The following is a 26,983-nucleotide window of genomic DNA, read 5'->3' as shown; positions in this document are numbered from 1 at the left end:
GCGCTCGAGTATGCGCATCAGCCAGGGGTCGAAGCGGTTGATCTGCGGCATCGCGGAAATGTCTCCAAACACACGGCCGACATAGTTGGGTTCCTCCATGAGCCGTGCGAACAGCTCGAAATTCGCAAGCCTGCCGCCACCGCGGAAACGGTCGATGTCCTCGCCCACGCCCTGCGAGCCGCAGTGCGCGACGATCACCCGCACGCCGCGGTCCAGCGCCCGACGCAGTCGCAGCGGATTGCCGAGCGCCTGCAGATCGCCGGCATCGACGGCATGCTCGTCGCCGGCATGCGAGATCAGCGGCAGTCCGCTGGCCGCCAGCAGTTCATAGAAGGCATCGCATTGCGCAGATGCTGGATCGATCCCCATCGCCGGTGGCAGCCACTTGATTGCGCGTGCGCCGCCGTCGATCGCCGCCTGCAACCGTTCGATGGCGTCCAGCCGGTAGGGATGAATCGACGCCACCCATTCGAAGCGGTCGGGTCGCCGGGCGGCGACCTGCCGCGCATAGGCGTTCGGCACATGCAGGGTGCTGCGCGCCGGGTCCGGTTCGCCGGATTCATCGCAGAACCAGTCAAACGCAAACAGCATCAGTTTCGTGCCGCGCGGCAGGTCGTCGGCCATGCGCGCAAGATTCGCCGCATACTGATCTTCCGCGCCCGCGTCGTCGGTCACGCAGGCGGCGTTCAGATAAAATGCGAACTGTGCGCGCTTCAGCGGATTCAGGCCACCGCGCATGGCCGGGTTCACATAGGTGCCGTGCCCGCCAAGACCATTGCCGATGAGATGCACGTGCATGTCGCGCACGCGTTCCGGCGCGATGCCGTTCCAGGCGGCACGGAGCAGCGGATGTTCACGCAGATGCGGCGGCAGCGGAACGCCTGCACAGCGATTCCGCCAGGCGTCATCCGGCCAGTGCCGGCGTGCGGCCCACCAGCCGCCGAGGCCGAGCACACCCAGGGTCGCCAACGCCGTCCTTCTTTTCACGCGCAGTAATCCGGAGAGGTCTTTGCGGTCTGAAACTGAACTGTCAGCCGGGGCGCCGTCGTCGAATGCCTGCACCGCGACGCCGGATGCAGTGTATCGCATCGCCCGCGGGGCTCACTGATGCTCGCACGACTGCGCGAACTGCTCGTACGCATGGACGCGGCGGAGAGCGAGTCCGAACCGGATCTCGCCCTGGTCGTGGCGACGCTGCTGGTGGAACTCGCGCGCGCCGACGACGAATTCAGCCGCACGGAGCGCGACTCCATCGTCACCATGCTGGCGCGGCAATTCGAACTCGACACGGGCGCCGCGCGCGAACTGCTGGATGCGGCACGCCGGCAGGCCGACCATGCAACCTCGCTGCATCCGCTCACGACCCGCATCCATGCCGAATACACGCCAGAACGCAAACGCGGCGTGCTGGACATGCTCTGGGATGTTGCGGCGGCCGACGGTGTGATAGATGCGCACGAGGAGCATCTCGTACGCAAGATTGCCGAACTCCTGTATGTGCCGCTCGGCGTGTTCACGCAATCGCGGGCGGCCGCGCGCGCACGGCACGGCCTCGAATGACGGCCACTTCGTTTGCTTGCGCACCGGCCTGGCGGCGCCTCATGGCCATGCTGTACGACACGCTGCTCGTCGTCGCGCTGGTGCTGATCGCCACCTTTGTAGTGGTCCTCGCCCGCGGCCTCGAACCGGTGCCGCCGGCCAATCCATGGATGCAGGGCTACCTGTTTGCCGTGGTGAGTCTGTTCTTCCTCTGGTTCTGGACGCACGGCGGCCAGACCCTGGGCATGCGCGCATGGCGACTCAAGCTGCTGACCAATGACGGTCAGTTGATTGGTTACCCGGCCGCGGTCAAACGTCTGCTCGCGAGCCTGCTGTCGTGGGCAGTGCTGGCGCTGGGCTTCGCATGGATGTTCATCGACCGCGACCGGCGGGCCTGGCATGACATCATTGCCGGCACCCGTGTGGTGCTGGTCGCAAAATCGTGACTCAGGTACGGGTTTTCCAACAGGTTGTTGAAAAAGGCCCATCCATGGCCTCTGCAACGTCGCAACCGAAAAGCGTGGTTTTCGGTGGCTCACGAAGGTCAAACACTTGCAGGTTCGATTTTCGGGCGAGACGTCCTTGTCTCGCTAACGCGCGCGCACCAGGAACACGCCGGCGACGGCGAGGATTGCTAGCGTTGGCAGGCTCGCCGCAGCCAGCGGGTTGACGGAGTACACCAGGCCCACCTGGCTCAGCGCACGACTTCCCAGATAGAAGCCGATCCCCGTCAGCACGCCGAGGAAGATCCGCTGGCCGATCGATGTCGAGCGCGGATTGCCATAAAAGACAAACGGCAGGGCGACGATCATCAGCACCAGCACGTTCAGCGGATTGACGATCCGCGTCCAGAAGCCGTGCTCGATCTCCGTGGCGCGCTGCCCATTCGAGCGCAGGAAGTCCGCGTAGCGATACAGCTCCCAGATCGGCAGCAAATCGGGTGAAACGACCACGACACTGAGGATTTCCGGATCGAGCACCGAGGCCCAGGCCGCGCGCTCGATACGCTTGACCGAAACGCCGTCGTCGCTGATCTGGCTCTGCTCCAGATCGTGCAGGATCCACTGGCCGGCCTCGTAATCGGCCGACGCCGCGCGCGTCGCCACGCGCAGATGTCCCTGTTCGTTGAGTTCGTAGAAGTAGATGTCGGTCAGCTGTCGACCGCCGACGACCTTGCGGATGTTCAGAAACGCATTGCCATCGCGCGTCCAGAAGCCCTGGTCGGTACGCAGCGTCACGAGCCCGGTACGCGCGGCTGCGCGCATGCGTTCACCGTACTGGCTGGTCACGGGCGCAATGGCCTCGCCGATGATCACGACCAGCAGCGCGGCGATGATTCCCACGGCCAGCACCGGAATCGTGATGCGTGCAATCGAAACGCCGGCCGCTCGCATGGCAACCGTCTCGTAGCTGCGCGCAAGCATGCCCATCCCGATCAGGGTGCCAATCAGTGCGGCGCTCGGAAACAGCTCGTAGAGCACCTTCGGGATGCGCAGGGCCACGAACCAGAGCGCATGGTGCAACTGGTAACCCCCGCCGACATCACCGACCGCGCGAATCAGCTCCAGGAACATGATCAGCGCCAGCAGCGCCGCCATGGCCACAACGATGCCGAGCGCGACACTGCGCGCGAGATAGCGGTCCAGCCGGGTCACCGCCGCACCCTTCGCAGACGCAGCCAGCGCGGATCGAGCGCAAGCAGCGCGCCGATGGCGATCAGCAGATGCACCCACCACAGTCCCAGCCAGCCCGGGATGACCTCCTGGCTCAGCCAGCGCGCACCGATGGTCGTCAGGTTCGAATACAGCACATAGACCGCAAGCGCGATCAGCATGCGCCCATGGACGTTTCCGCGCGGTGGCACGCGCGCGATCGGCAGCGCCGCCAGCAGGAGCACCGGCAGGGCGAACACGCTCGCGAGTCGCCGGTGCCACTCACCGCGCGCGGCCGGATCATCGCTCTCCCAAAGAGTCAACGACGGCGTGCCCGCGGTACTGGCATCGGCGCTGGACGGATCGGTCGCCGCGAAGTACAACTGATAGCGTGCGAACTTCGCCACTTCATAATCCGCGCGTCCGGCCTCTCCGACGTAGCGCGCGCCGTCGAGCAACACGAGCGACTTCGCGGCCGATTCCGGGTCGGTCTCGATCAGTCCCTCACGCGCGGTGACGATCTCGGTGTTGGTGCCCAGCTGGCGTTGAAAGAACAGGTTCTGCAGGTGACCCACCTCGTCGCGACCACCGACGAAATACACGGTGCGCCCGTGGTTGAACTCCGCGAAGCGGCCGATGATCAGGCCCAACACATCCACGCTCTCGCGTTGCGCGCGCTTGGTCTGATGCACCCAGCGTTCGGCCCAGGGCGACACCTCCAGCGACAAGTACGCCGCGACCGGCAGCAATACCAGCGCAATCAGCGCCAGGGTGCGCACAACGCGCAGCGGGCCGATGCCGGCCGCCGCCAGCGCGACCATCTCGTGTTCGCGGTACATGCGCGCCAGTGCATACACCGCCGCGGCGAACAATCCGCCCGGCACCACCAGCGAGAGGTAACTGAGAGTCTGGACACCGAGGAATTGCAGCACCAGCGTGCTGGCGATCTCGCCGGATGCAGCCTTGTCGATGTAGCGAACGAACTGCTGGGCGATCAGCACCATCAGGACGACGGCCGTCACCCCGCCCAGGATGCGCAGGATCTCGCCCAGAAACAGGCGGTCGACGACCGGCAGTCTCATGCGAGACGGACCGGTCGTGGCGTGGTGTGGCGAAGCGTGGGCCGTAGCAAGCGCGTCATCCGCGCCGCGGCTTTACGGCGCAGGATCTTCGAGCGGAGGGCGCCCGTCGTAAATGAGAAAATCACGCCGTTGCAGGTAGGCGTCGCGCACGAACTGATAACGGTCCAGCGCCGCCTCTTCGAGCACGCGCGACAGGCGCAGCGCGTCGGCGCGCTGATCGACCGACCGCAAGGCCACGAGCCCGTACTTCCACTCCGGCCCCTCAATGTAGTAGACCGGGTTCGTGACGGTGTCCACGACCAGGCCAGCGGTGTCACGCACCGTACTCGGCCCGAGCAGTGGCAACACCACATAGGCACCCTCGCCCATGCCCCAGGCGCCCAGCGTCTGACCAAAGTCCTCGTCGTGTTTCTCGAAACCCATGTCGGTGGCGACATCGAACAGGCCGAGCAGACCCAGCGTCGAGTTGATCGCGAGCCGCGCCGCGTCGGAGCCCGCCTGGCTCAGCTTGAGCTGCAACAGGTCGTTGATCACAACGACGATGTCGTTGAGGTTCGAGAAGAAGTTCGTGATGCTGCGGTCGACGGCGGCCGGCACGACGTTTTGATAGCCCTTCGCGACCGGCTTGAGGATTGCGCGATCCACCGAATCGTTGAACTCGAACATCGCGCGGTTGTAGCCCTCGAGCGGGTCTTCCGGCGAGGTGGTCGCGCAGCCGCCGAGCGCAGCAAGTGCGAGCAACAGAACGATCTTGCGTAGATACAGCTGAAAGGCGTCCATCTGTGGGGTTCCGTCGCGCGGCGTCTGCCGCGGGTGCAGTGATAAAGCGCGCATGTTATCACGCATAAAACCGCGCTCGTAAGCGCACTCGCTCGCGACATCGCGTGATGGATCGCGCGCTGAATCCCGGGCTCTGAACCGGGGCAGACAGCCCGGACCGGCGGCGGTATCCTTGCCGTCCCTCTTCAGCCTGAACGGCGGCACTCGCGCCCATGACCGATTCGACTCCCGGCGTGATCTCCGATCGCTTTCGCGGCTATCTGCCGGTCGTCGTGGACGTGGAAACCGGCGGCTTCGATGCATCGACCGACGCGCTGCTCGAACTCGCTGCAGTGCTGATCGAGGTCGACGATCAAGGCATGCTGCTGCGTGGCGAGACCATCGCGAGCCACGTCGAGCCGTTCCCGGGTGCACGGCTCGACCCCGCGGCGCTGAAGTTCAACGGCATCGACCCGGACCATCCGTTCCGGCTGGCGCGGCCCGAGCGCGCGGCGCTCGAGCATGTGCTCGGCGCGGTACGCAGGGCGGTCAAGCGTCACGGCTGCACGCGCGCGATCCTGGTCGGCCACAACCCGTCGTTTGATCAGGGGTTCGTGCGTGCCGCGGTCGCCCGCTGCCACTTCAAGCGCGATCCGTTTCACCCGTTCAGCAGCTTCGACACCGCGACCCTGGGTGGCCTCGCCTACGGCCAGACCGTGCTGGCGCGCGCCGTACAGGCGGCCGGATTCGGCTGGGATGAAGCCGAGGCACACTCGGCGATCTATGACGCCGAGCGCACCGCGGACCTGTTCTGCCGGATCGTCAACACCTGGCGGACCGCGGTCGGACCGGTTTCATCGGCCGCGACCGCCGAGTAGCTCAGGCCGAAGCCGCCTTTGGACCGCCCGGGGCGGCCGCCTTGCCGGCCATCGCCTGCAACTCACCGTTCTGGAACAGCTCCAGCGTGATGTCGCAGCCGCCGATCAGTTCGCCGTCGATGTAGATCTGCGGAAAGGTCGGCCAGTTCTGGTAGCGCGGCAGGTTCTCGAAGACCTCCGGGTCGGCCAGCACGTTCAGATAGCCGAACTCGACCCCACACTGCATCAGGGCCTGGGCCGCACGGCTCGAGAAGCCGCACTGCGGAAAATGCGGGGTGCCCTTCATGAAGATCATGATCGGGTTGTCCTTGACCATCGTATCGATGCGCTGCATCACATCCACGTTCTTACCTCACTGGAAATCGGGCAGGCCGGTGCGCGATGCGCTGAGGCATTTCTCGATGCCACCGGCCACGGAAGCTCGGGGCTCGCGGGTTGGGCGCGAGTCGCTTGGACGGCCGTAGTTTGGGCCGTGGCCGGACGCATTCAAGCCGGATCGACGACCCGCTGCAACCACAATTCCAGTGCGGCCAATTGCCAGAGCTTGGAACCGCGAATGCGGGTCAGGTGCCGATCAGGCTCGGCGAGCATCCGATCCACGTACGCACGCCGGTAGAGACCTCGCTCGCGGGCAGCGTCGGAGTCCAGCACCGCACGCATGAAATCGAGGAACGGACCGCGCACGAACTTCAGGGCCGGAACCGGAAAATAGCCCTTGGGCCGGTCGATCACGGCGTCCGGCAGGCGTCCGCGCGCGATGGCCTTGAGCACCGGCTTGCCGATGCCGAGCTTCATGGACGGCGGCATCGCGGCGGCGAGTTCGACCAGCCTGTGATCCAGAAACGGCACACGCGCCTCCAGGCCCCAAGCCATGGTCATGTTGTCCACCCGCTTCACCGGGTCGTCCACGATAAGGGTCGTCACGTCGTAGGCGAACACCCGGTCCATGAACTCGTCCGCATCGACCGCATCGAGACCGGCGGCGACCGCCGCGCCGGTGTAGTCCGGCCCGGCATACCCGGGCGCGAGCAGCTCCAGCAGTTCGGCGTGATCACGGTCGAAATAATGCTGCGCGAAGCGCGGCAGCGGCGACAGGTGTTCAGCCTGCGCCATCTGCGGATACCAGAAATAGCCGCCGAACACCTCGTCGGCGCCCTGCCCGCTCTGTACCACACGCACCTCGCGCGAAACCCGTTCGGCGAGCAGATAGAACGCCACGGCATCCTGTCCGAACATCGGCTCGGCCATCTGTGCAACGGCCTCGGGCAGGCGCTCCAGAACCTCGGAATTCGGGATGCGGATGCGCTGGTGGCGCGTGGCATAGCGCTCGGCCACCGGGTCCGAGAACTCGAATTCGCTGCCGCTTTCCTCCGGGGTGTCTTCAAAGCCGATCGAAAACGTGCGCAGATCGCTGGCGCCGGCCTCCGCCGCCAGTGCGACGAGCAGGCTCGAATCGAGCCCGCCGGACAGCAGAATCCCGACCGGCACATCGGCGATTGCAAGCCGCAGACGGACCGCCTCCTTCAGGGCGTCGTGAATCGCATCCACCCACTCGATGACACCCCGCCCGGGGTGCGTGCGCCGCGCGCGCAGCGACCAGTAGCGCCGTGTCGTGACGCGACCGTCCGGCGTGCAGCTCAGGCTCGTGCCGGGCTCGAGCTTGCGCACGGCGGCGAGCACGGTGCGCGGTGCGGGCACCACGCCGTGCAGCGTGAACTGATGGTGCAGCGCGATCGGGTCGAGCGTCCTGGCGACCCCGCCGCCCGCCAGCAGCGCCTGGATGTTCGAGGCGAAACGCAGGCGCGCGCCGTCGCGCGTGAAATACAAAGGCTTGATGCCGAGCCGGTCGCGCGCGAGAAACAGCTCGCGCCGCTGACCGTCCCAGATCGCGAACGCGAACATCCCGTGCAGACGGTCGACACAGCTCTCGTCCCATTCGATCCAGGCGCGCAGGATCACCTCGGTGTCGCCGTCCGAGACGAAGCGATGTCCGCGGGCGATCAGCTCCGCCCGCAGTTCGGGATAGTTGTAGATGGTGCCGTTGAACACCAGCGCGACGTCGCGCTCGACCTCGCGCATCGGCTGGTGGCCGCGCGCCGAGAGGTCGATGATCGCGAGCCGCCGGTGGCCGAGCCCGATCGGCCCGTCGGCATAGGTGCCTGAATCGTTCGGACCGCGCCGCGCCAGCGGTTCCAGCATGGACTCGATCCGTTGTGCGGCAACGGGCGCCCCGTCGAACCGCAGCTCGCCGCACAGACCGCACATCAGCGATGCCCCGAGCCGCCGAACCCGCCGCCGCCCGGCGTTTCGATCGTCAACCGGTCACCGGGTTTGAGTGTCAGTTCAACCTTGCCCGGCAGATCCCGTCCATTCAGCCGGTTGCGACCCGGGCGACCCGGCGCCCCACCATCGAGGCCCCAGGGCGAATGCCGTCGACGCTCGCTCAGGACCGTGGCCTGCATCGGCGCCAGTGCCTCGAACTCCCGCACGACGCCATCGCCGCCGCGCCGTGCGCCGGCACCGCCGGAGCCCTCGCGCAGCGCATAGCGCGTCACCCGCAGCGGGTAAGAGGATTCCAGCACCTCGACCGGCGTGTTGAGGGTGTTGGTCATGTGCGTCTGTACAGCCGACAGGCCGCCGCCAGCGGGTCCGGCGCCCATTCCGCCGGCGATGGTCTCGTAATACGCCCAGCGCGGTTCGGTACGGCTGCCCAGCGCGAGATTGTTCATGGTGCCCTGGCTGGCGGCCGGGATACGCCCGGGCAGCGCCCGCGCGGCGGCGCCGAGCAACGCGTCGACGATGCGCGAGGAGGTCTCGACGTTGCCGGCCGCGACCGCGGCAGGTCGTGCTGCATCCACCAGCGAGCCGGGCACGGTGACCAGTTCGATCGGCGCGAACAGGCCGGCGCAGGCCGGTGCCTGCTCCGGCAGCAGGCAGCGGAAAACGTAGTAGACCGCGGCCGCGGTCACGGGTCGCGGACAGTTCACGTTGCCCGCGACCTGGGCCGCCGTGCCGGTAAAGTCGACCCGGACCCGACCGCCATCGAACTCCAGCGTCACGGCGATGGCCAGATCGCAGCTGCCCTGCCCGTCGTCGTCGAGCCGGTCGACGAACGCATACCGCCCGGGCGGGAACCGCAGGAACTCGGCCCGTGCGAGCCGCTCGGCATAGGCGTTCAGTTCGTCGAGATCCCGCTCGAAGGCGCCGAACCCGATGCCCGCAAGCCAGGACTCGAGCCGTTTGATGCCGGCGCGGTTTGCGCTGATCTGCGCGCTGAAGTCCCCGCGCGCACCCTCCGGTTGGGCGAGGTCCGCGCAGAGCTCCGACAGGAAGCGATCCTCCAGCCGCCCCGCGTCGATCAACAGGCGCGGCGCAATCACGCGCCCTTCGTCCTCGAGGCGGGTCGAAATCGGCATCGAGCCCGGTGCCTCGGCGCCGATATCCGCATGGTGCGCGCGATTGGCGACGAAGGCCGCCAGCCGTCCGCCGGTGAACACCGGTGCGATCAATGTGACATCCGGCAGGTGCGTGCCGCCGAGGTACGGGTCGTTGACGATCAGCTGATCGCCGGGCTGCCAGTCGCGCACCCGGACCAGATCGCGCATCGCGTAGGCCATGCTGCCCAGATGCACCGGAATGTGGGCGGCCTGAGCGCCGAGCCGTCCGTCCGCGCCGAACACGGCGCAGGAAAAATCCAGCCGGTCGCGGATATTCGGCGAGAACGCGCTGCGTCGCAGCACCGCGCCCATCTCGTCGCAGATCGCAGATATACGGCTTGCGAACAGGCCCAGTTCTATCGCGTTCATGGCTGGAGCGGCCGCCCGTTGGTAATTTCCAATTCCAGTAATTACTGATTAAAATGCTCGGAGTTTACGCGCCGGCCCCCGGCGCGTGCGCTTTTCCAACACCTTTGCCAATGCCACGGGGAGACTCGCGCACCATGAATCCACTGGACACCGTCGGCGGCACGATCATCGCAGGCTTCGTGCTCGCGATCATCATCGCCGTGATTCTCTGAATCTGGCCACACCGCATCATCGGCACCGGCGCCAGGCCCGTTCGGCTGTAGCGCCACGCCACTGACCCAATACAAAACGAACTCTCAGGAGACCCCACGATGACCTTCAACCTCTGGTCGCTCGAGGTCTGGTTCCACGTCCTGGCCGGGATCACGTGGATCGGATTGCTCTATTACTTCAATTTCGTGCAGGTACCCGCCCTCGGTGCGGCGCTGGCCGACAAGGGTGGCCCCGGTGGCGCCGGCATCACGAAGTATGTCGCCCCGCGCGCGCTGCTCTGGTTCCGCTGGGGCGCGGTTGTCACCTGGCTGACCGGCGCCGCCGCACTCGAAACCATGGGGGTCGGCTTCCTGAACGCGTTCCTGCTGAAGTCCGGGGCTCAAGTGATCGGCGTTGGCGCCTGGCTCGGCACGATCATGCTGTTCAATGTCTGGGTGCTGATCTGGCCGAACCAGAAAAAGCTGCTCGGCATCGTCCAGGCCAGCGACGCGGAGAAGGCCAAGGCCAAGCGGGTCGCCTTCCTCGCCTCGCGCACGAACACGATGCTGTCGATCCCGATGCTGATGTGCATGGTCGGGCACGGGCACGGTCTGCCGTTCTGACGGCCGTCCGGCGATCGCCGGATCGCCAAGAAAAAGCCCGGCCCCGGCCGGGCTTTTTCGTTTTTCGCGCTGACGGTTTCCGGAATCCGTAATTTGGCGCTTCCCGCGCGTTCGTGGTAGCTTTTTGCGAACTGATTGACTGCCGGGGCAGCCCAAGGGCTGCCTTTTTGTTTTGGGGACTGCACCGCCATGAAGCAAGCTGAGAATTCGCCTGGCTCGGCCCTGATTCCGACCTACAGACGCCAGGAAGTCGCGTTCGAGCGCGGTGCCGGCGCGTGGCTTACGGCTACCGACGGCAGGCGCTATCTGGATGCCCTGTCCGGGGTTGCGGTGTGCGGACTCGGGCATGCGCACCCGACCGTCAGTCGCGCGATCGCGGAGCAGGCCGCCACCCTCGTGCACACGTCGAACCTGTACCGGATTCCCTTGCAGGAACAGCTCGGCGCGCGGCTGTGTGCCGCCTCGGGCATGTCGCAGGCGTTTTTCTGCAATTCGGGTGCCGAGGCCAACGAGGCCGCAATCAAGATCGCGCGCCGTTACGGCCACGGCCGCGGCATCGAACTGCCGCAGATCGTCGTCATGGATGGCAGTTTTCACGGCCGCACACTCGCTACGCTCTCGGCGACCGGCAACCGCAAGGTCCAGGCCGGGTTCGAGCCGCTGGTGCAGGGGTTCGTGCGAGCACCGTACGGCGATGCTGCCGCCGTGCGGCATATCGCCGCGACGAATCCGAACATCGTCGCAGTGCTGGTGGAGCCCGTTCAGGGAGAGGGCGGCGTGAAAGTGCCGCCGGCCGGTTATCTGTCCGAGATTGCCGCGCTGTGCGCCGAGCACGAATGGCTGCTCATGCTCGACGAGGTGCAGACCGGTATCGGCAGAACCGGCACCCTGTTTGCGTTCCAGCACGAGGATTTCACGCCCGATGTCATGACGCTCGCGAAGGGTCTCGGCAACGGCATGCCGATCGGTGCCTGCCTGGTGTCCGGGCGCGCCGTGGGCGTGCTTGGCGCCGGATCGCACGGCTCGACTTTTGGCGGCAACCCGCTCGCCTGTCGCGCGGCGCTGGCGGTACTCGACGTCTTGCAGGCCGATCAACTTCCGGCCCGTGCGGCCGAACTTGGCCAGCGCATGCGCTCGGCGTTTGCCGGGCGTCTGGCCGGGCAGCCCGGCGTGCGCGAGGTTCGCGGACAAGGCCTGATGATCGGCATCGAACTCGACCGTCCGTGCACCGAGCTCGTCGGGCTCGCACTGGATCAGGGCCTGCTGATCAATGTCACGGCCGATCGTGTGGTCCGGCTGTTGCCGCCGCTGATCCTCAGTGACGCCGAGGCCGAACAGATTGTGACCACCGTATCCGGACTGGTCACAGACTTTCTGCGCGAGGCTTCCGCGGCCTGAGCCCGGCCCGTGACCCAGCACTTCCTCTCGCTCCTCGACCTTGCGCCGGACGTGCTCGGCGCACTGGTGCAGCGCGCGGGCGAGCTCAAACGCATGCAGCGTGCGGGCGAGACCTATCGCCCCCTCATCGGACGGGTGCTGGCGATGGTGTTCGAGAAGTCCTCGACCCGCACACGCGTGAGCTTTGAATCCGCGATGGCACAGTTCGGCGGGCATGCGCTGTTCCTTTCGCCACGCGACACCCAGCTCGGGCGCGGCGAGCCGGTCGCCGACACCGCGCGGGTGCTGTCGTCGATGACTGACGCGATCATGGTGCGCACCTTCGAGCATGCGAAACTCGAGGAATTCGCAGCGCATTCCAGCGTGCCTGTGATCAACGGGCTGACCGACCGCTACCATCCCTGTCAGCTGCTCGCCGATATGCAGACCTGGTGTGAACTGCGCGGCCCCATCGCCGGGCATACGGTCGCCTGGATCGGCGATGGCAACAACATGTGCCACTCCTACATCAACGCCGCCACGCAGTTCGGATTCGACCTGCGCATGGCGTGCCCGCCGGGTTTCGAACCGGATCCGGCAATCGTCGCGAGCGCGACGTCGGCATGTCTGTGTGATTCCGTTCAGGAAGCCGCATCCGGGGCCGACCTGGTCGTCACCGACGTCTGGGCCAGCATGGGCCAGGAAGACGAACAGGCCGAGCGCCGGCGCGCATTCGCACCCTACCGGGTCGACGCATCCGTGATGCGCCTCGCAGCCGCCGGCGCGCTGTTCATGCACTGTCTGCCGGCGCACCGCGACGAGGAAGTCGCCGCCGAGGTCATCGACGGCCCGCAAAGTGCGGTGTGGATCGAGGCCGAGAACCGGCTGCACGCCCAGAAGGCGCTGCTCGAATACCTGCTCACCTGAGCGCCGACCGGCGCCGGGTGCATCTGCCCCCCCCGAATCTGGAGACCCCATGCGACACAGGCTACTGGCCGCCACGATCTGCGCGCTGCTCGCCGCGGGGCAAGGCAGCGCCGCGACCCGCTACGTCACTGACGACTTCAAGGTTACTGTACGCAGCGGACCGAGCACCGAGCACCGCATCGTTCGCATGCTCGGCAGCGGAACCGCCGTGTCGTTGGACGCGCAGGCCGAACAGGACGGCTACGTGCGGATCAGCACGCCGGACGGCAAGGAAGGCTGGATCCTGAGCCATCAGCTGATGGAACAGCCGAGCGCGCGCGACCGGCTCGCGGCGTCCCAGCAGCGTTTCGACAACGCCGACGCCCGCATTCGTGCCGCAGAGCAGAAACAGGCCGATCTCCAAGCCGAGGCGAGCGCCCTGCGAAGCCAGAGTGATCAGTTGCAGAACGAAAAGGCGCGGGTACAGGCGGAACTCGCGGAACTCAAGGCCACCGCCGAGAACGCGCTGGCCATCGCCGCTGAACGCGACCGCCTGCGCGGCGAGGTGGCTGCGCTCGAGGAGACGACCGCGCGTGCGAATGCCGCGCGCGACGCCTTGGCGGATGCCACCGAACAGCGCTGGTTTCTGGTTGGGGGCGGGGTCCTGGGCGCCGGCATCCTGCTCGGACTGCTGCTACCCAACCTACGAAAAAAGCGCCGCGAAAGCTGGGATCGGCTGTAAAAAAACCTTTACACCCGATCTTGCAGACACAAAAAAGCCGGTCGCTATTGCGGACCGGCTTTTTTTTCGTACCCCGGCGCTGCGGCCGAGGCGGCGAAGACAGGTTCGGCTAAGCGCCCTTGCTGCGGCGACGGTTTGCGCCCGCCATGGCGAGCAGTCCGAGACCGAACAGCCATACGCCAGCCGGCGCGGGGATGCCCGTCAGGTAAAAAGCCAGATCGAAGTCGCCGGCGCTGGTCCAAGGCCCGCCCAGCGTCGCCGGTCCCCGCAACGCAGTGCCACCCTGCTGGTAGGCAGTGGTTTCCCAAAAGATACCAACCGAATCTAGGAAAAAGGTAATCCAGTACGTGCCGGGCCCCAGCACCAGCGGTGCTGGCAAATCAAACGAGTATTCGTACTCCGGAAGGCCGAACGGGAATGCGCCGGTGGCCGTACGCTGGATGTTGGTACCGATATTCACGTCCAGCAACGTACCCGGGGCACCGGAACCTGTGTCCGCCCACACTGCGTAAAACAGTGCCCCGCTCCATTCCCCGCCCTCGATGGCCCAGAAGTGCGCATCGGTCAGGATCGTGGTGCGAGCGAACCGGAAATCATCCACGAACACGTCGCTACCGAAGTTCTCGACGCCGCCGGCGCCGTCCGGGCCGCCGTTGTGCCAGACCACGGTCGCCTGCGCCGCTGAGAAGCCAAACGAGGCTAGGGCGACGAGTGCCAAAATCCGCAGTGACTTCATCATGTTGCCTGGTATCCGGGGTCTGTGCGTGTTTCGTAAAGCAGATTAACTGAAAATAACGCTACTCGGCAATACAGTTTGCAAGATCAGTGCCATTTTGGATGGTTTCTCGAAAAATCAGCAGCTTGCGTGCTCAGGACCTGCATTCGCTCAAGGGAAAACCCGCGAAGTGTAAAAATTGCTTTACTCGCACTGCGCCTCAACCCGAACCGACACCCGGTTTTCCTGCGGCAACGATCTCCTGCCATAGACGGTCAGTGGTCTGCGCGGGCGCATCAAGCAGGTCGCGCCCCAACTCGATCCGATATCCGGAAAGCCGCTCGGCCGCTAGGAAAAGTTCCTTGCGTAAGCTTGCCCCCGTGCCCTCGGACCTGTCTGCGACCAGCATCGGGGACGACGCGTTGACGAGCAGCGCATAGCGCTCGGCCTGGTTCAGAACCGACACGATTCGGGTCGAAGCACGGTCCGAAATGCCGATCGCGACGATCGCGTCCACGCAACCCGTTTCCGCAAACCGTTGCGGCGAGCGTTCGCGCCGGACGACGAAACGATGACCACTTGGAACGGTTTCGTGTGCCAGCGCATCAATCCCGTCCAGATCGACCGCAGGCCTTTCACGGAGCCAGATATCCGGGCGCACGGTCGTGACCGTCCAGCCACCGCCACTGCGTTGAGTGAGAAAGACCATGTCGTCAGAAATGACTTGCCCGCCCGCATACTGCACGGCTAGTGCCAGAGTGGATTTGCCCGAACGAGTACTGGCCGGGGCAACGATGCAGACACCATTCTTTACAGCCGCCAGCGCGTGCAGTGGCACGTGGCCGCTGCGTATCAGGGCCATGGAAAGGGCGATATCCACGGCCTCGCTGCGACCATGCATGCCCGCATCGGGATCTTGGAGAATTGCCGTGATCAACCCGCCAGCCGACTGAACGACGCCGTCGCTGGCGGGCACGTTCAGTTTGGCCTCCGCGGTGGAGGAGAATCCCGCAGCCACGACCTCGACCAACGGGGCATTGCCCCAGAGATCACCGCCCCGCTGCAAGTCGTGGTGAGAGACGATTGACGACCAGCGCCGGGGCGGAAGTTCGGACCGGATTCTTACCGGAACCCCACAGATCCGCCACTGTTCGAAATCCTGGCCCATGAGCCAATCAGGGCGTTACTTTCCAGTCCGCGAGCAGCTGCTCACCGCCCCGGATAGACCAACCAGATCTGGAAACCCCGTCAAACCAATCACCCGCCTCGAATGCGGATAGATTACAGGGAACAGACGATGGGCAATCTCGCAACATTCAGCGAAGTCGCCAGTCACGACTCCGACGAGAATTGCAGGGAGGGGCGTTGCAGGCGCACGGCCTGCCGGCATAACCGTAGCTTAAATGCCGATCCGGATGTTGTTACTGGTATCAACCGCGCTGCCGCCGATACCACGCACCACCTGCTCGAGCGGATGGCGAGTAACTGCCGGCGGCGTGTAGCACTGGCGTTGGGGTTGTTCGTCCCGAACTTGACGCGCAGTCCGATCATCCTGCTTGGTCATGGCCACTGCTCCGAAGGAGAGTAAGAGTATCTCGAAAACTGATCAGGTTGGGGCCCCAGCGGGCCCGTCTGCCCTGTCATGAACCAATCCATCTATCAAGCCACGCTTCCGCACGAAGCAGCCGATACAAATGACGGTCAATCTGACCGAGAGTTTGGCATCGATCCACGGCGTGGTCAAGCTCGGTCCGGTTCAGCAAATCGAACTCGACGAGGCGCCAAGTCGACGTCGAACCAAGCCGTTCCAGAAAATCCGCACCGTGCCGCGCAACGGAATCGTGACGGGTCGCCGCGCGGCGTGCAGTGATCGCGGAGGGCAATCGGTTGCGCATGGTGCGCCGCAGCGCGCCCTTGTCCTGCCTACCAAAGAGCAGCAACTCGTCGGGCACCCGGAACGCATGATCGATCAACGCCTGATCCAGCAGGGGGCTGCGGGTTTGCAGCCCAAACCGGGCGGTCAGCTGCTCCACCAGGGCGTTGCCCTGGCCGGTTCCCCAGGCCTGAACGAGCGCCAACCGGAACGCACGCGCGTACCCGTGATGCCGCACCAGCCGGCGCAGCTGTGCCGCTGCGTCCAGGGCGACCTCGCGCGCCGATTCGGCCAGCCAGTCAATGGATCCGCGAACCGAGCGCCGCAGCCACATTCCGCTGCCCGGTGGCGCGACAATCGCGGCATAAAACCGGTGCGCGAGCAGCCGGGGAGAACGCAGGCGCGCATAGGGGTCCAGTCGACCAATCGTATCCAAAACAGCACTCAGCCAACGACCGGCCCGAAAGCGATCGGCGAGATAGTAGATGAAGCCGGTCAGGGTGAAATCTCCGCCCACGCCGTCCACCCAGTAGCGCACTCCATCGGCCTGTAACGCACGCGCCAGGACATCTACCTGGTAATCAGTTTGCGCGCCCGGGATGAAGTCAAGCCGGGAAAGTCGATCAAAGTACGCGGCCGGGCGTTCTTGACTCATGTCAATCATGCGTGATGGAACCCCAAGGCGCCCTGTCATGATCTCGATGTACTCGCGCTCATCGTTCGGCGCACCCGGAAACACCATCGAATACGTTCTGAGCGGCAAGCCAGCGTCGCCGGCAAATGCCCCGATTGTGGTCGAATCAAGCCCGCCACTAAGGCACAGTCCGGCCTCATCGTCGGGCCAATGCTCGCGCACGGCCGTGTCCAGCAGGCCAGTCAGCTGACTGCAAACCTGGTCGATCGAAACCGTGTGATCCGGCTCAGGCGGCTGCCAGTGCGCGGCAATTTCGCTGTAGCCGCTTGTCGCCCCGGCCACGGCGCCAAACACAGCCGGCGGTGGCACACGCAAAATCGGTCTAATCTCGGTGGCCACCGGGTCCAGTGTCTGTGAGTCCCCCCAGAGCCGCTCAATGAACGACTCGCGGTGAATTCGCACGGACAAACCCGGCAGCGCCGCGATCTGCGCCATCTCGCTGGCGAACGCCAGCGCGCCCCCGTGTTGCGCGAAATGAAGCGGCCGCAGTCCGTCAAGCGAACGCGTCCAGCGCACGCTTCGACGTTCCCGGTCCAGCAACACCAGCGCAAAACTGCCGTGAAATCTTTCCCATGCGGAGTCACCGAATGCGCACCATGCGTGCCACACCAACTCTGCGTCACTGTGCACGTCAGCGACGGCATGCAACTGGCGCCTCAGCTCTGTGGCACGTGTCAGGTAGCCATCGAGCGCGACACCTCCCGCGGCTTCCGAGTACAAGCTGGCGCCGTGCGACTGAACGCCCAGACACGCACCCGGCCATTCGGCGATCTTCAATGCCCCGCGCCCTGGCGCGACTTTCGCCATGCCACCCAGCCAGCTGCGACCGGGGCACCGCCCCGACTGGTCGATCACCGAAACAATCCCACCCATCGCCGATCTACGCGTGTCGGCCCTGAACAGACCCGGGAACGATCCGCACGTCGTCTGTGGTTTTTTTCCGCGACTTCATGGCGCCTGACAGCACCAGAAAAACGACTCGCCGAAATTCGCGAGCCCGACGGCGCTAGTGTAGTTCGGCGCTCTTGGAGGTACTTTCAGTGAGCCACAGTGCATCCAGATGCAAGGCTCGCCTGCGCAGGAATGGCCGTTCCCTTTCAAGCAGGCGCAACGCCGCAGATGGGCGCACTGTGGCGCACCCGAAGGGAGCCCCCCAAAAGCGCCAGCTCCGCGTTGCGGCCCTTGCCAAGGGGGGAGCCATTCGCTGCGCACCGCGCCTTGATCTGACACTTTTGGCGGGCTCTGAATGTGCCTCCAAGAGCGCCGCACTACACTAGACCTCGTCGGCACAGGAAGGCATGATTTCCGCGTGATGTTCAGACGCGGGCGCATTCCCGCGCGCGCGCGCTCAATTACAACAGCAACCCAACCACGCACAACCGGAACCCGTTGCATGAATGTTGATCTAGACAGCTTGCGCAGCCGCTTGACCGACGCCGCGCTGTCGATCACCGAGTTTCCCGACGGCAGCGGTGCGATTCTGGATATCGATGGACGGCAGGTCCTGACCCTGAACGAAACAGCGATGGCGATTGTAGGTGAGATAGCCGCTCACGACGTGACGAAGGCCGACCTGCTGGCGGCGGTTTGCGAGCGGTTCGACGCCACCGCAGATCAGGCGGAACACGACCTCGAGACATTTCTGACGCAATTGTCCGGACTGCTCGGCCAGGGCGAGCCACACACCTGACACCGGCCACCCGAAGAGCTTCCCGCGGCCGCGCAGCAAACCGCACCCGGTTACGCCCCGCGACCCGCACGCCTGAAGATCCTGTTCCAGCCGCGGAAGACCAGCGCCAGCGGCGGCAATCGCGTCGCAAGGTCGAGCGCACGGCGCGACAGCCCGCTGGTATTCAAGTGCGTGAGGAACAACCATGCCTGCGCTGCCCGTCCACGCCAGGACAGAATAGAAAACAGATGCACCTGCCAGCCAAGCCAGGCACGCAGGCCCCTCGGCACACCGAACTGCATGGTCTGGGTCTCGATATCGCTCGCCGCGATCCGGTTTCCGACATTGATTCCGCGAGCGGCGTGGCGATCGATCGACTTCCGCTCGGGTGAGTGAATCCCAAGCCAGCGCGCGTACGCCGCGCGCGTCAGCGCGACCATTCGATCCGGCGCGTCGCCACCACCGAACGCGGCGCCCTCGCCCCCTTGCCGACACAACAGTTCCAAGACATCGTAGCCCCACTTGCGCCGCAGCCAAGCGCTACGGGCGGCGTGTGTCGCCAGATACCGAAGGGCGTGATCACCCGCCGGCACCTGTACATGGACGCCGCCTGCCGAGACGCGGGCGACACTCTCGCGCTCCAGCAGACGACGTAGCGACGGCAGCGCGAGGTCGTCGATCTCCTCCGTTCTGAAATGGAGGTCAACCGCCAAGTCGCCCTGCGGCGATCTCACGCTCGCCTCCCTGCGGGTCCGCATGATCGCTGCACGCTGCCGGGGCTCAAACCACAGCGCTTCATCCGCCACCTGATAGCCGGCATCGCGCAAGACCTCAAGCGCGCGCGGAAAATCCTCGGGGTCCACCAGCACATCGAGATCCGTACCGGCACGCACGTTCGGATCTCCATACAACCAGGCCGACAGCGCCACGCCCTTGAGGCTGAGCCAGGGCAATGACGCTGCGTCGAACAGCACCGCCAGCGACTTCAGCCCGAGCAGAGCGCGCAGGGTGTTGGCCGTGGCCGCCTGCTGCAGGGCCTTGATCGCCGGCAGAAACTCGGGCGCAAGCGCCTTGAGCTGGGGCACATGATGCAGCCCGAGCACGCCGGCCAGCCCGTGATAGCGCACCACGGCGGCGAACTCCGCGGCGCTGCAAGCTGCCACAGCCGTTCGAACGTCCCCGCCAGCCCAGCGCGTGCGCAGGACCGCCGCGAGCAGCGTCATCGCGGACCGATAGGTCTCGGGCGTGATTCGGGCCGCCGACACGGGTGTCGATTCCGGGGGCGATCCAAGGCTTGGACTCATGGCGCTATGGTACCGATACCAGTCGAATCCACCTTGAGCAATGTCGCGGGCCGCGCTTCGTTGTACGCTAGCGCGCCCGCGGACAGTCCGCGACCTCTGCCCCCAGCCTCATCCAGAACGATGCAAGCACCCTTCAAGGCCTACGACATCCGCGGGCGGCTGCCCGACGAAATCAACGAAGAACTCGCCTATTCGGTCGGTCACGCCTTCGCCGCGGTGATGCGCCCGGCCGGCGAGGTCGCCATCGGCCGCGACGTACGCGAGACCAGCCCGGCGCTGGCCGCCGCCGTCGCGCGCGGCCTGAACGACGCCGGAATCGATACGGTCGACGTCGGCCTGTGCGGCACCGAGACGGTCTACTACGCCGCCGGCCAGCCCGGCCGTGGCGGCGGCATCATGGTCACGGCCAGCCACAACCCGATCGACTACAACGGCATGAAGCTGGTGCGCGAGGAGGCACGGCCGATCAGCGCGGACTCCGGTCTCGCCGAGATCGCCGCCGCGGTTGCCGCTGGAACCCGCGTTCGGGCGAACTCGCCCGGCAGGGACCGCACCGAGGACGTCACGGACGCCTACGTCGATCAGCTGCTGCGCTTCGTCGACCTGGCGAAGTTGACGCCCCTGCATCTCGTCGCCGATGCCGGCAATGGCGCGGCCGGCCCGACGTTCGATGCCCTCGCCGCGCGCCTGCCGTTTCGGGTCACACGCATCCGTCACGAGCCGGACCCGACATTTCCGAACGGCATCCCGAATCCGCTGCTGCCGGAAAATCAGCGCGCAACCAGCGAGGCCGTGGTCGCCGCGGGCGCAGACATCGGCATTGCCTGGGACGGCGATTTCGACCGCTGCTTCGTATTTGACGCCGAGGGCCGGTTCGTCGACGGCTACTATCTGGTCGGACTGCTGGCCAGCCAGCTACTGGCCGAGCATCCGGGCGCGCGCATCGTGCACGACCCTCGGCTGTACTGGTACACACGCGAGGCGGTCACGGCCGCCGGCGGCACGGCGATCCGCTCGAAGACCGGTCACGCCTTCATCAAGGAACGCATGCGCGCCGAGGACGCCGTGTACGGCGGCGAGATCTCCGGTCATCATTATTTCCGCGACTTCTTCTACTGCGACAGCGGCATGATTCCCTGGCTGCTGGTCACCGCACGCATGTGCACCTCGGGCGCGAGCCTCGCCGAACTCGTCGCCGAGGCCCAGGCGGCATATCCGTGCAGCGGCGAGATCAACCGCCGGGTTGCGGACCCCGACGCGATCATCGCCGCGATCGACGGCCGCTACTCGGGCGATGCGCTCGAGACCGACTACACCGACGGGCTCGACATCAGCTTCGCGGACTGGCGCTTCAGCCTGCGCAAATCCAACACAGAGCCGCTGCTGCGCCTGAACGTAGAGGCGCGCGGCGACCGCGCGCTGATGCAGCAGCGCACCGCCGAGCTGCTGGCGCTGATCGACGACGGTGCGTAGCCACGGCGGGAATCAACGCCGCGGCTGGCCGAATCACCGCCGCCCGCCGGCCTGTTGCCGGACGCCGCCGCCCGGGCGGCGCGGTCGGGACAGGCATTCTTGACGCGAATCCGCTTCGGGTAGAATGGCGCGCTTTGCGCCGGGCGCCCGGGCATTCACAGTTCCTTTACGGGGAGTTTCTGCATGTCAACCAAACATCCGGTCATTGCCGTCACGGGTTCGTCCGGCGCCGGCACGACGACCGTCAAGCGCGCGTTCGAGCACATCTTCATGCGCGAAGGCGTCAACCCGCTGATCATCGAGGGCGACAGCTTCCACCGCTTCGACCGCAAGGAGATGCGCGCGAAGGTCGCCGAGGCACAGGCCGCCGGCGGCAACCTGAGCCACTTCGGCCCGGAGGCCAACCTGTTTGATCGGATTGCACAAACCTTTCAGACCTACGGCGAAACCGGCGCCTGCGAACGTCGCTACTACCTGCACAGCGACGAAGAGGCCGCGCCGTTCGGCCAGAAGCCCGGCGAATTCACGCCTTGGGAGCAAGTGCCGGGCGGCACCGACCTGCTGTTCTACGAAGGCCTGCACGGCGGCGCGGTCGACGGCAAGACCGACGTATCCAAGCACGTTGATCTCCTGGTCGGCGTCGTGCCGATCGTGAACCTCGAGTGGATCCAGAAGATCCATCGCGACAAGGCCGAGCGTGGCTATTCCGCCGAGGCCACCGTGGACACGATCCTGCGCCGCATGCACGACTACGTGCACTACATCACGCCGCAGTTCTCGCGCACCGACATCAACTTCCAGCGCGTGCCGACGGTCGACACGTCCAACCCGTTCATCGCGCGCGACATCCCGACGCCGGACGAGAGCTTCGTGGTGATCCGCTTCAAGGATCCGGCCAAGTTCGACATCAACTTCCAGCACCTGCTGGCGATGTTGCAGGGCTCGTTCATGTCGCGGCGCAATTCCATCGTCGTGCCGGGCGGCAAGATGGGCTTTGCGATGGAAATCATTTTCGCGCCGATCATGCACCGGATGCTGACCCGCCGCTCGGCGGGCTGAGCCAACACCGGAGCAACACGGTGGCGCCAGCGCGCGCCGCGCACGTGACCGGCACCGAGGCACGCACGCTGGCCCGCGAGCTGGCGGCGCGCCTCGGGCACGGTGGCGGGCTCGGCTTCCTGTATGTGCACGAGTCGCTCGCCGGCGAAGTGCAGACCTTGGTCGACGACCTCCGGCAGGGCACGGGCGTGAAACACTGGGTTGGCAGCGTGGCCGCGGCGGTGCTGTCGGCCGGACGCGAGGTCTATGACGAGCCCTCGGTCGCCGCCCTGGTGCTGCCGTTCAAAGAAGCCGATTACCGCCTGATTCCCACGCTGACGCGGCCGGAAGACATCGGGACCTTCCGCGCCGGCGTCGACGAATGGCGGACCGACCGGGGCGGCCGCACCGCAATCGTCCATGGCGACTGGCGCAACGCGCGCATCCCGGAACTGGTCGCAAACCTGCCCACTGAACTCGACGGCGGCTTTCTGGCCGGCGGGCTGAGTTCGGGCGAAGCCAGCCCGCTGCAAATCGTCGATGCGCCGGTCGAGGGCGGACTTTCGGGCGTGCTGCTGGCCGACTCGGTCGGTGTTCAGATCGGGCGCACCCAGGGCTGCATGCCCGCCGGGCCGGCGCACGAGATCACCGCCGGCGAACGCAACCTCATCACCGAGCTGGACGACCGTCCGGCGCTCGAGGTGCTGCTCGCCGATCTGGGCGCCGAATCGGTGCGCGACCTCGCGCGGCTCAGCGGCGGGGTGTTTGTCGCGTTCCCGATCACGGGCTCCGATACCGGCGACTATCTGGTCAGAAACCTCCTCGGCGTGGACCCGGACCAGGGGGTGATTGCAATCGGCTCCACGGTACACATCGGGCAGCAGTTGTTCTTCGCGCGGCGCGACCGCGAGTCCGCGACGGCCGACCTGCGGCAGATGCTGGGATCGCTGCGCGCGCGCGCCGGAGACCGGATCGCTGGCGGGCTGTATTTCTCCTGCATGGGCCGCGGCCGCAACCAGTTCGGCGACGACAACGCCGAGATGCGCCTGATCGCGGAAGCCATAGGCGAGGTGCCGATCGCCGGTTTCTACTGCAACGGCGAGATCGCCCACGATCGGCTGTACGGCTACACCGGGGTGTTGGCCCTGTTTCCCGGCGACTAAGCTTCGTTGCACGCAGCCCACAGACGAGTCGACCTGACCAGTTTCGGCGCAATGTGACCATCAGCGGCCATCGTCATGCAGTGCGCGAGGGCTACAGGCGTTCCCGGAACGCAATTACCGCCTGACATTTCTCCAATTCTCAGAACTACTGCTAGACTTCCCGGGTAAGCTACTGGATTTATTGATCAAAACTACGGACGCACAGACTCGCGAATGTCCCAGGAGCCCGAAAAAAACCCGTTCAAGGTGCCACGGCGTCACACGCGCGTTGACGGCGACGCGCGCTTCACCGTGCGTGGAACCCAGGAGTGGGTCGGCAGCCTGCCGCTGGTCAATACCGGCGAGGTCGCCCGTCAGCTGTACATCCGCATCAACGAGCTGAACGCCACGGACGTTCCGTATCGTGAGCGCATCGAGATTCTCGAGACGCTCTACGAGCCGCTGAGCATGGTCCTGCGTTCGATCGAACGCCGTTACCTCGGTCAGCCGCTGCCGCTGCATGCAGGGCTGCGCAAACTCCCGGAACTGGTGCGCCGCCTGTGGGCGCGCATGGCGGTCGGTCACAAGATCGTGCTGCTGGACAAGCCGACCGGCTTCTTCGGTGGACGCTCACGCCTGCGCGCAGCGCAGACGGTGGGCGCGCACCGCGCGCTTTTTTTCTACGACCGCATGCTGCTGAACTACTACCAGCTCTACGAGGATCATCCGCGGCACATCTGGCAGGAGATTCACAACACCTACTCATTCGCGCGCCGCCAGGGCATGCACGAACGACATGTCGAAAATCTCGACAAGCAGGTCGCCAACGAATCCACGATCGAAGAGATTTACAAGCGCGTTCTTCTGCTCGCGCTCGCGGGCCCGAACTCGCTGCGTGCCGACGAGATTCGCATCGTCGCTGCCGCGCTGGAACGTCATGCGGGCAAGGCCCGCCTGCTGGAACTCAGCGACGCCGCCGGCGGTGCCGATGCATTCGTCGTGGAGATGGATCACGACTCACCGCCGACCTTCTCGGAAAACCGTATCGCCGCCGACCAGACCGGCTGGGTGCTGTATACGCAGGATCTGGCCGACGCGCTCGGCACCGAGATCCCCGAGATCGACGCCAACAGCCGGCGCGTCAGTTCATTGCGGCTGCGCGATCGCGCCGACCTCGCGGTTCCGCCGGAACTCGCCGAAAAACTCATGCTGCGCTGGGGCGTGGTCGCGCGACGCGGCGCTCAGCGGCATGCGAGTTATTCGACCGCACAATTGCTGGCCGGTCTGCAGCCGGTCTATCAGCTTCTGCGCCGACTGGGACCCGGGACCTCCACCTCGCAGCAGGTCATCGACACCACGCAGGAGTCCATCGATCTGGATTCGCCGTCCAAACGCATCGCGATCATCACCCCGGCCGGCGAATACATCGAACGCGAGGCGACCGGCTCCATCCAGAGCGATCTGACCGGACTTTCGATCGTGCGCGACCCCGACAGCGACGCGCAGCAGGAAACGATCGAAATCCGCTGGGATTCATCAAAGTGGGCCACCTCGCCGTCCGAAGCGCTGGACTTCACGCCGATTCATTGCTCGGTCGTCGACCACAGCACGACCGGCGTTCAGCTGGCCTGCCGGCAGCGTACCGGCAGCGGCGTACGTCTCGGCGACATGGTCGCCACGCGTTCGGAAGTCCACCAGCCGGTGCGCTGGCGCGTGGGTCAGGTTCGCTGGCTGAAGATCGACGCCGAAGGCCGACTGCGCTTCGGCGTGGAGCTGCTGCCGCTGCGACCGCGCACCGCACTGCTGCGGATGCGCCGCCACGGCCGGGGCGACTGGGAAAAGCACGCCGCGCTGGTCATGGGCAAGTCGACCGACCGCAAACAGACGCTCATGACCCCGGTCATGGTCATGGACCGCGACGACGAAATCCTTCTCGTCGAGACCGACGGCGAGCGCCCGATCGAACTCATCGACTCGGTGAGCAGTTCCGGCATGATCGGCACCTACCTGGTCGCCTACTCCGGCAAGGCCGTGGCGGCCAAGGCAAAGGAGCCGGAACCGCGACCGGCGGCAGCGCCCGAATCGCCGTCGAAGACCCACGGCACATTCCGCGACGACGCGGCCGACGACGAAACCGAACCGGTCGCCGACGACCTCGCGGACCTCTGGAAGCAGCTCTAACGCGAGCCAGGTACGTCTCGCCCGAAAATCGAACACACAAGGGTTTGATTTTCGTGCTAGGAACGCTCTGATCAACCCGTCCCGGATTGCCACCGCAACGAAACCGGCGGCTGGCGGGTTCGGTATCGTCCAGGCACGGGCGAACTGATTTCCTCGATCTGCCCGACAACTGCCCCGGTTTCGCCGACATGCCCGCCAAAGAACAATCGCCCTTCCCCGAGTCGGCCAGCGTCAGCGAACTTCTGATGACGCAGCTCGAACTCGAAAACACCTGCACACCGGTGGAGATCATGAAAATCCTCGAGGGGTTTCATGCGCTGCCACTGACCGTCAAGCCGCACATGGCAAAGCTCGCAATCGGCATGCGGCAGGGTTCCCTACGCGTCCGGCAGTTCACCCGCGAACCGGTCGCCGAGCACGTCACCCTGTATCGCGGCGATCACCCGGTCGGCACAGACGCGAACAAGGCGTTGCTGATCTGTTTCACCGGCAACGCCCATCGCGTGATGATGCCAATCTCGATGTTCCTGCAATTCGTTCCGGAATCGCGATTCGACCTACTGCTGTTGCGCGATCCGAAAAAACTCAACTATCTGGCCGGCATCCCGGGTTACGCGGACGCCCCGGAGTTGCTCCTTGACCGCCTGCAGCGCGACCTGAAGGGCTGGTCCCGTTACGAATGGAAGACCTGCTACGGAACCAGCGGCGGCGGCGCGGCAGCACTTTATGCAGGCTGTTACCTGAATGTGGAGCGCGCCGTCTCGGTCGGCGGGCAGCATGCTTCGCGATCGGAACGACTGAAAGAAAGTCTGGCGAAAAACCAGTTTCCGCCCGAACAGATCGGGTCGCTGGACAGGCTCATCGAGCAATCCGCCAGCACGTGCAGTACACAATTTCTCGCCGTGTTCGGCGCCGACTTTGAATCCGACCGCGCCGGGGCGCTGTCCCTTCAGGCGTGCTTCCCCGACTGTCGCCTGCATCCGATTGCGGGATTGAACAACCACGCGATCGTCCGCCACTTGCTGGAAACCAACGCGTTCCAGGCGTTTCTGGACGAGCACGTGCTCAGCGACCCCCGCCGCTGATACAGCTAGTGTCCTGTCCCACAATTATCTATCGTTTCTGCGTGGCTGAGCCGGGCTGAATCAAGGCGGCGATGCGCAGCCATCGCGAGCTATGGTCAGGATCGCCAACGCCGAGTCAGCCCTGCTCAGCCGCGCCCGCAGGGAGGGCCCCTACGGTTCGAGGGCGGTGTTGCGCCGCTTGCCAATGGAATGACCATTGCCTTCACGACGCGCCTTGCCCTCGAACCGTAGTAACCCTCAGAAATGACAGATC

At 65.6% G+C, this 26,983-nt stretch carries 25 protein-coding genes; 13 read left to right on the top strand and 12 right to left on the bottom strand.

Annotation, left to right across the window (positions count from 1 at the left end; genetic code table 11):
- A partial coding sequence (locus KDG50_09305; GenBank protein MCB1865618.1) for an amidohydrolase family protein occupies window positions 1-987 on the bottom strand: 987 nt, incomplete at its 3' end.
- Window positions 988-1,107: 120 nt separating this feature from the next.
- Here KDG50_09305 and KDG50_09300 point away from each other — a divergent pair.
- Complete coding sequence (locus KDG50_09300) at window positions 1,108-1,560, top strand: TerB family tellurite resistance protein (GenBank protein ID MCB1865617.1); 453 nt, start codon at window positions 1,108-1,110, stop codon at window positions 1,558-1,560.
- A 41-nt stretch (window positions 1,561-1,601) separates the two neighbouring features.
- The gene (locus KDG50_09295) at window positions 1,602-1,985 is read left to right on the top strand and encodes an RDD family protein (GenBank protein ID MCB1865616.1); all 384 of its coding nucleotides are present in this window, start codon (window positions 1,602-1,604) and stop codon (window positions 1,983-1,985) included.
- A gap of 144 nt (window positions 1,986-2,129) precedes the next feature.
- On the opposite strand, the gene lptG is transcribed toward KDG50_09295, so the two are convergent.
- The 3 genes from lptG to KDG50_09280 form a co-directional block, all read right to left on the bottom strand.
- Window positions 2,130-3,194: an LPS export ABC transporter permease LptG gene (gene lptG / locus KDG50_09290; protein MCB1865615.1), complete on the bottom strand. Its 1,065-nt coding sequence runs from the start codon at window positions 3,192-3,194 to the stop codon at window positions 2,130-2,132.
- Window positions 3,191-4,273 carry an LPS export ABC transporter permease LptF gene (gene lptF / locus KDG50_09285; protein MCB1865614.1) on the bottom strand — a complete coding sequence of 361 codons (1,083 nt, stop codon included), beginning with the start codon at window positions 4,271-4,273 and terminating at the stop codon, window positions 3,191-3,193. The genes lptG and lptF overlap by 4 nt, the downstream gene beginning before the upstream one ends.
- Before the next feature lie 72 nt (window positions 4,274-4,345).
- Complete coding sequence (locus KDG50_09280; protein MCB1865613.1) at window positions 4,346-5,053, bottom strand: VacJ family lipoprotein; 708 nt, start codon at window positions 5,051-5,053, stop codon at window positions 4,346-4,348.
- Between the two features lie 212 nt (window positions 5,054-5,265).
- Between KDG50_09280 and rnt the strand changes: the two genes are divergently transcribed.
- Window positions 5,266-5,910, top strand: a complete 645-nt coding sequence (rnt, locus tag KDG50_09275; GenBank protein ID MCB1865612.1) for a ribonuclease T — start codon at window positions 5,266-5,268, stop codon at window positions 5,908-5,910.
- Between the two features lies 1 nt (window position 5,911).
- On the opposite strand, the gene grxD is transcribed toward rnt, so the two are convergent.
- From grxD to KDG50_09260, 3 genes are all read right to left on the bottom strand, one after another.
- On the bottom strand, window positions 5,912-6,253 hold the full coding sequence (gene grxD, locus KDG50_09270; protein MCB1865611.1) for a Grx4 family monothiol glutaredoxin: 342 nt from the start codon (window positions 6,251-6,253) through the stop codon (window positions 5,912-5,914).
- Window positions 6,254-6,396: 143 nt separating this feature from the next.
- The gene (locus KDG50_09265) at window positions 6,397-8,175 is read right to left on the bottom strand and encodes an N-acetylglutaminylglutamine amidotransferase (protein MCB1865610.1); all 1,779 of its coding nucleotides are present in this window, start codon (window positions 8,173-8,175) and stop codon (window positions 6,397-6,399) included.
- Window positions 8,175-9,716 (bottom strand): hydantoinase B/oxoprolinase family protein, encoded by a 1,542-nt coding sequence (locus KDG50_09260; GenBank protein MCB1865609.1) that lies wholly within the window; start codon window positions 9,714-9,716, stop codon window positions 8,175-8,177. Before KDG50_09260 ends, KDG50_09265 begins: the two co-directional genes overlap by 1 nt.
- Window positions 9,717-10,027: 311 nt before the next feature.
- Here KDG50_09260 and KDG50_09255 point away from each other — a divergent pair, with 311 nt between their 5' ends.
- From KDG50_09255 to KDG50_09240, 4 genes are all read left to right on the top strand, one after another.
- Window positions 10,028-10,531, top strand: a complete 504-nt coding sequence (locus KDG50_09255; protein ID MCB1865608.1) for a urate hydroxylase PuuD — start codon at window positions 10,028-10,030, stop codon at window positions 10,529-10,531.
- Window positions 10,532-10,720: 189 nt separating this feature from the next.
- The gene (locus tag KDG50_09250; GenBank protein ID MCB1865607.1) at window positions 10,721-11,929 is read left to right on the top strand and encodes an aspartate aminotransferase family protein; all 1,209 of its coding nucleotides are present in this window, start codon (window positions 10,721-10,723) and stop codon (window positions 11,927-11,929) included.
- A gap of 9 nt (window positions 11,930-11,938) precedes the next feature.
- Window positions 11,939-12,835, top strand: coding sequence for an ornithine carbamoyltransferase (argF, locus tag KDG50_09245; GenBank protein ID MCB1865606.1), 897 nt, complete (start codon window positions 11,939-11,941; stop codon window positions 12,833-12,835).
- 49 nt (window positions 12,836-12,884) lie between these two features.
- Window positions 12,885-13,556: a TIGR04211 family SH3 domain-containing protein gene (locus KDG50_09240; protein ID MCB1865605.1), complete on the top strand. Its 672-nt coding sequence runs from the start codon at window positions 12,885-12,887 to the stop codon at window positions 13,554-13,556.
- 109 nt (window positions 13,557-13,665) lie between these two features.
- Here the strand turns inward: KDG50_09240 and KDG50_09235 are convergent, their stop codons facing one another.
- The 4 genes from KDG50_09235 to KDG50_09220 all read right to left on the bottom strand — a co-directional run bounded on the left by KDG50_09235 (window position 13,666) and on the right by KDG50_09220 (window position 17,711).
- Window positions 13,666-14,295: a hypothetical protein gene (locus tag KDG50_09235; protein ID MCB1865604.1), complete on the bottom strand. Its 630-nt coding sequence runs from the start codon at window positions 14,293-14,295 to the stop codon at window positions 13,666-13,668.
- A gap of 196 nt (window positions 14,296-14,491) precedes the next feature.
- Complete coding sequence (locus KDG50_09230; GenBank protein ID MCB1865603.1) at window positions 14,492-15,301, bottom strand: hypothetical protein; 810 nt, start codon at window positions 15,299-15,301, stop codon at window positions 14,492-14,494.
- A gap of 369 nt (window positions 15,302-15,670) precedes the next feature.
- A complete protein-coding gene (locus KDG50_09225; GenBank protein MCB1865602.1) occupies window positions 15,671-15,835 on the bottom strand; it encodes a hypothetical protein in 165 nt (54 codons plus the stop codon).
- A gap of 76 nt (window positions 15,836-15,911) precedes the next feature.
- Complete coding sequence (locus KDG50_09220) at window positions 15,912-17,711, bottom strand: hypothetical protein (protein ID MCB1865601.1); 1,800 nt, start codon at window positions 17,709-17,711, stop codon at window positions 15,912-15,914.
- 553 nt (window positions 17,712-18,264) lie between these two features.
- Here KDG50_09220 and KDG50_09215 point away from each other — a divergent pair.
- Complete coding sequence (locus KDG50_09215) at window positions 18,265-18,528, top strand: PqqD family protein (protein ID MCB1865600.1); 264 nt, start codon at window positions 18,265-18,267, stop codon at window positions 18,526-18,528.
- 50 nt (window positions 18,529-18,578) lie between these two features.
- Here the strand turns inward: KDG50_09215 and KDG50_09210 are convergent, their stop codons facing one another.
- Window positions 18,579-19,772, bottom strand: coding sequence for a nucleotidyltransferase family protein (locus KDG50_09210; GenBank protein ID MCB1865599.1), 1,194 nt, complete (start codon window positions 19,770-19,772; stop codon window positions 18,579-18,581).
- A gap of 159 nt (window positions 19,773-19,931) precedes the next feature.
- On the opposite strand from KDG50_09210, the gene KDG50_09205 reads away from it, so the two are divergent.
- From KDG50_09205 to KDG50_09185, 5 genes are all read left to right on the top strand, one after another.
- A complete protein-coding gene (locus KDG50_09205; protein ID MCB1865598.1) occupies window positions 19,932-21,284 on the top strand; it encodes a phosphomannomutase in 1,353 nt (450 codons plus the stop codon).
- A 183-nt stretch (window positions 21,285-21,467) separates the two neighbouring features.
- Window positions 21,468-22,343: a phosphoribulokinase gene (locus KDG50_09200; protein MCB1865597.1), complete on the top strand. Its 876-nt coding sequence runs from the start codon at window positions 21,468-21,470 to the stop codon at window positions 22,341-22,343.
- A 20-nt stretch (window positions 22,344-22,363) separates the two neighbouring features.
- Window positions 22,364-23,485, top strand: a complete 1,122-nt coding sequence (locus tag KDG50_09195) for an FIST C-terminal domain-containing protein (protein ID MCB1865596.1) — start codon at window positions 22,364-22,366, stop codon at window positions 23,483-23,485.
- Between the two features lie 213 nt (window positions 23,486-23,698).
- Window positions 23,699-25,645: a hypothetical protein gene (locus tag KDG50_09190; GenBank protein MCB1865595.1), complete on the top strand. Its 1,947-nt coding sequence runs from the start codon at window positions 23,699-23,701 to the stop codon at window positions 25,643-25,645.
- A 188-nt stretch (window positions 25,646-25,833) separates the two neighbouring features.
- Entirely contained in the window at window positions 25,834-26,730 is an 897-nt protein-coding gene (locus tag KDG50_09185) for a hypothetical protein (protein MCB1865594.1), read from the top strand.
- Window positions 26,731-26,983: the final 253 nt, after the last annotated feature.

The sequence above is a fragment of the Chromatiales bacterium genome (assembly GCA_020445605.1).
Taxonomy (GTDB): Bacteria; Pseudomonadota; Gammaproteobacteria; order JAGRGH01; family JAGRGH01; genus JAGRGH01.
Note: the sequence above shows the minus strand (reverse complement) of the source record. Positions and strands in the feature narration are given on the sequence as shown.

What these genes read in the sequence shown, in the direction of transcription:
- KDG50_09235 (MCB1865604.1), bottom strand. Translation starts at nt 14,295, where the DNA reads ATGATGAAGTCACTGCGGATTTTGGCACTCGTCGCCCTAGCCTCGTTT.
- lptF (MCB1865614.1), bottom strand. Translation starts at nt 4,273, where the DNA reads ATGAGACTGCCGGTCGTCGACCGCCTGTTTCTGGGCGAGATCCTGCGC.
- KDG50_09220 (MCB1865601.1), bottom strand. Translation starts at nt 17,711, where the DNA reads ATGGGTGGGATTGTTTCGGTGATCGACCAGTCGGGGCGGTGCCCCGGT.
- KDG50_09250 (MCB1865607.1), top strand. Translation starts at nt 10,721, where the DNA reads ATGAAGCAAGCTGAGAATTCGCCTGGCTCGGCCCTGATTCCGACCTAC.
- KDG50_09260 (MCB1865609.1), bottom strand. Translation starts at nt 9,716, where the DNA reads ATGAACGCGATAGAACTGGGCCTGTTCGCAAGCCGTATATCTGCGATC.
- KDG50_09295 (MCB1865616.1), top strand. Translation starts at nt 1,602, where the DNA reads ATGGCCATGCTGTACGACACGCTGCTCGTCGTCGCGCTGGTGCTGATC.
- KDG50_09225 (MCB1865602.1), bottom strand. Translation starts at nt 15,835, where the DNA reads ATGACCAAGCAGGATGATCGGACTGCGCGTCAAGTTCGGGACGAACAA.
- KDG50_09185 (MCB1865594.1), top strand. Translation starts at nt 25,834, where the DNA reads ATGCCCGCCAAAGAACAATCGCCCTTCCCCGAGTCGGCCAGCGTCAGC.
- KDG50_09200 (MCB1865597.1), top strand. Translation starts at nt 21,468, where the DNA reads ATGTCAACCAAACATCCGGTCATTGCCGTCACGGGTTCGTCCGGCGCC.
- KDG50_09265 (MCB1865610.1), bottom strand. Translation starts at nt 8,175, where the DNA reads ATGTGCGGTCTGTGCGGCGAGCTGCGGTTCGACGGGGCGCCCGTTGCC.
- rnt (MCB1865612.1), top strand. Translation starts at nt 5,266, where the DNA reads ATGACCGATTCGACTCCCGGCGTGATCTCCGATCGCTTTCGCGGCTAT.
- KDG50_09240 (MCB1865605.1), top strand. Translation starts at nt 12,885, where the DNA reads ATGCGACACAGGCTACTGGCCGCCACGATCTGCGCGCTGCTCGCCGCG.
- KDG50_09255 (MCB1865608.1), top strand. Translation starts at nt 10,028, where the DNA reads ATGACCTTCAACCTCTGGTCGCTCGAGGTCTGGTTCCACGTCCTGGCC.
- KDG50_09300 (MCB1865617.1), top strand. Translation starts at nt 1,108, where the DNA reads ATGCTCGCACGACTGCGCGAACTGCTCGTACGCATGGACGCGGCGGAG.
- KDG50_09205 (MCB1865598.1), top strand. Translation starts at nt 19,932, where the DNA reads ATGCAAGCACCCTTCAAGGCCTACGACATCCGCGGGCGGCTGCCCGAC.
- KDG50_09190 (MCB1865595.1), top strand. Translation starts at nt 23,699, where the DNA reads ATGTCCCAGGAGCCCGAAAAAAACCCGTTCAAGGTGCCACGGCGTCAC.
- KDG50_09280 (MCB1865613.1), bottom strand. Translation starts at nt 5,053, where the DNA reads ATGGACGCCTTTCAGCTGTATCTACGCAAGATCGTTCTGTTGCTCGCA.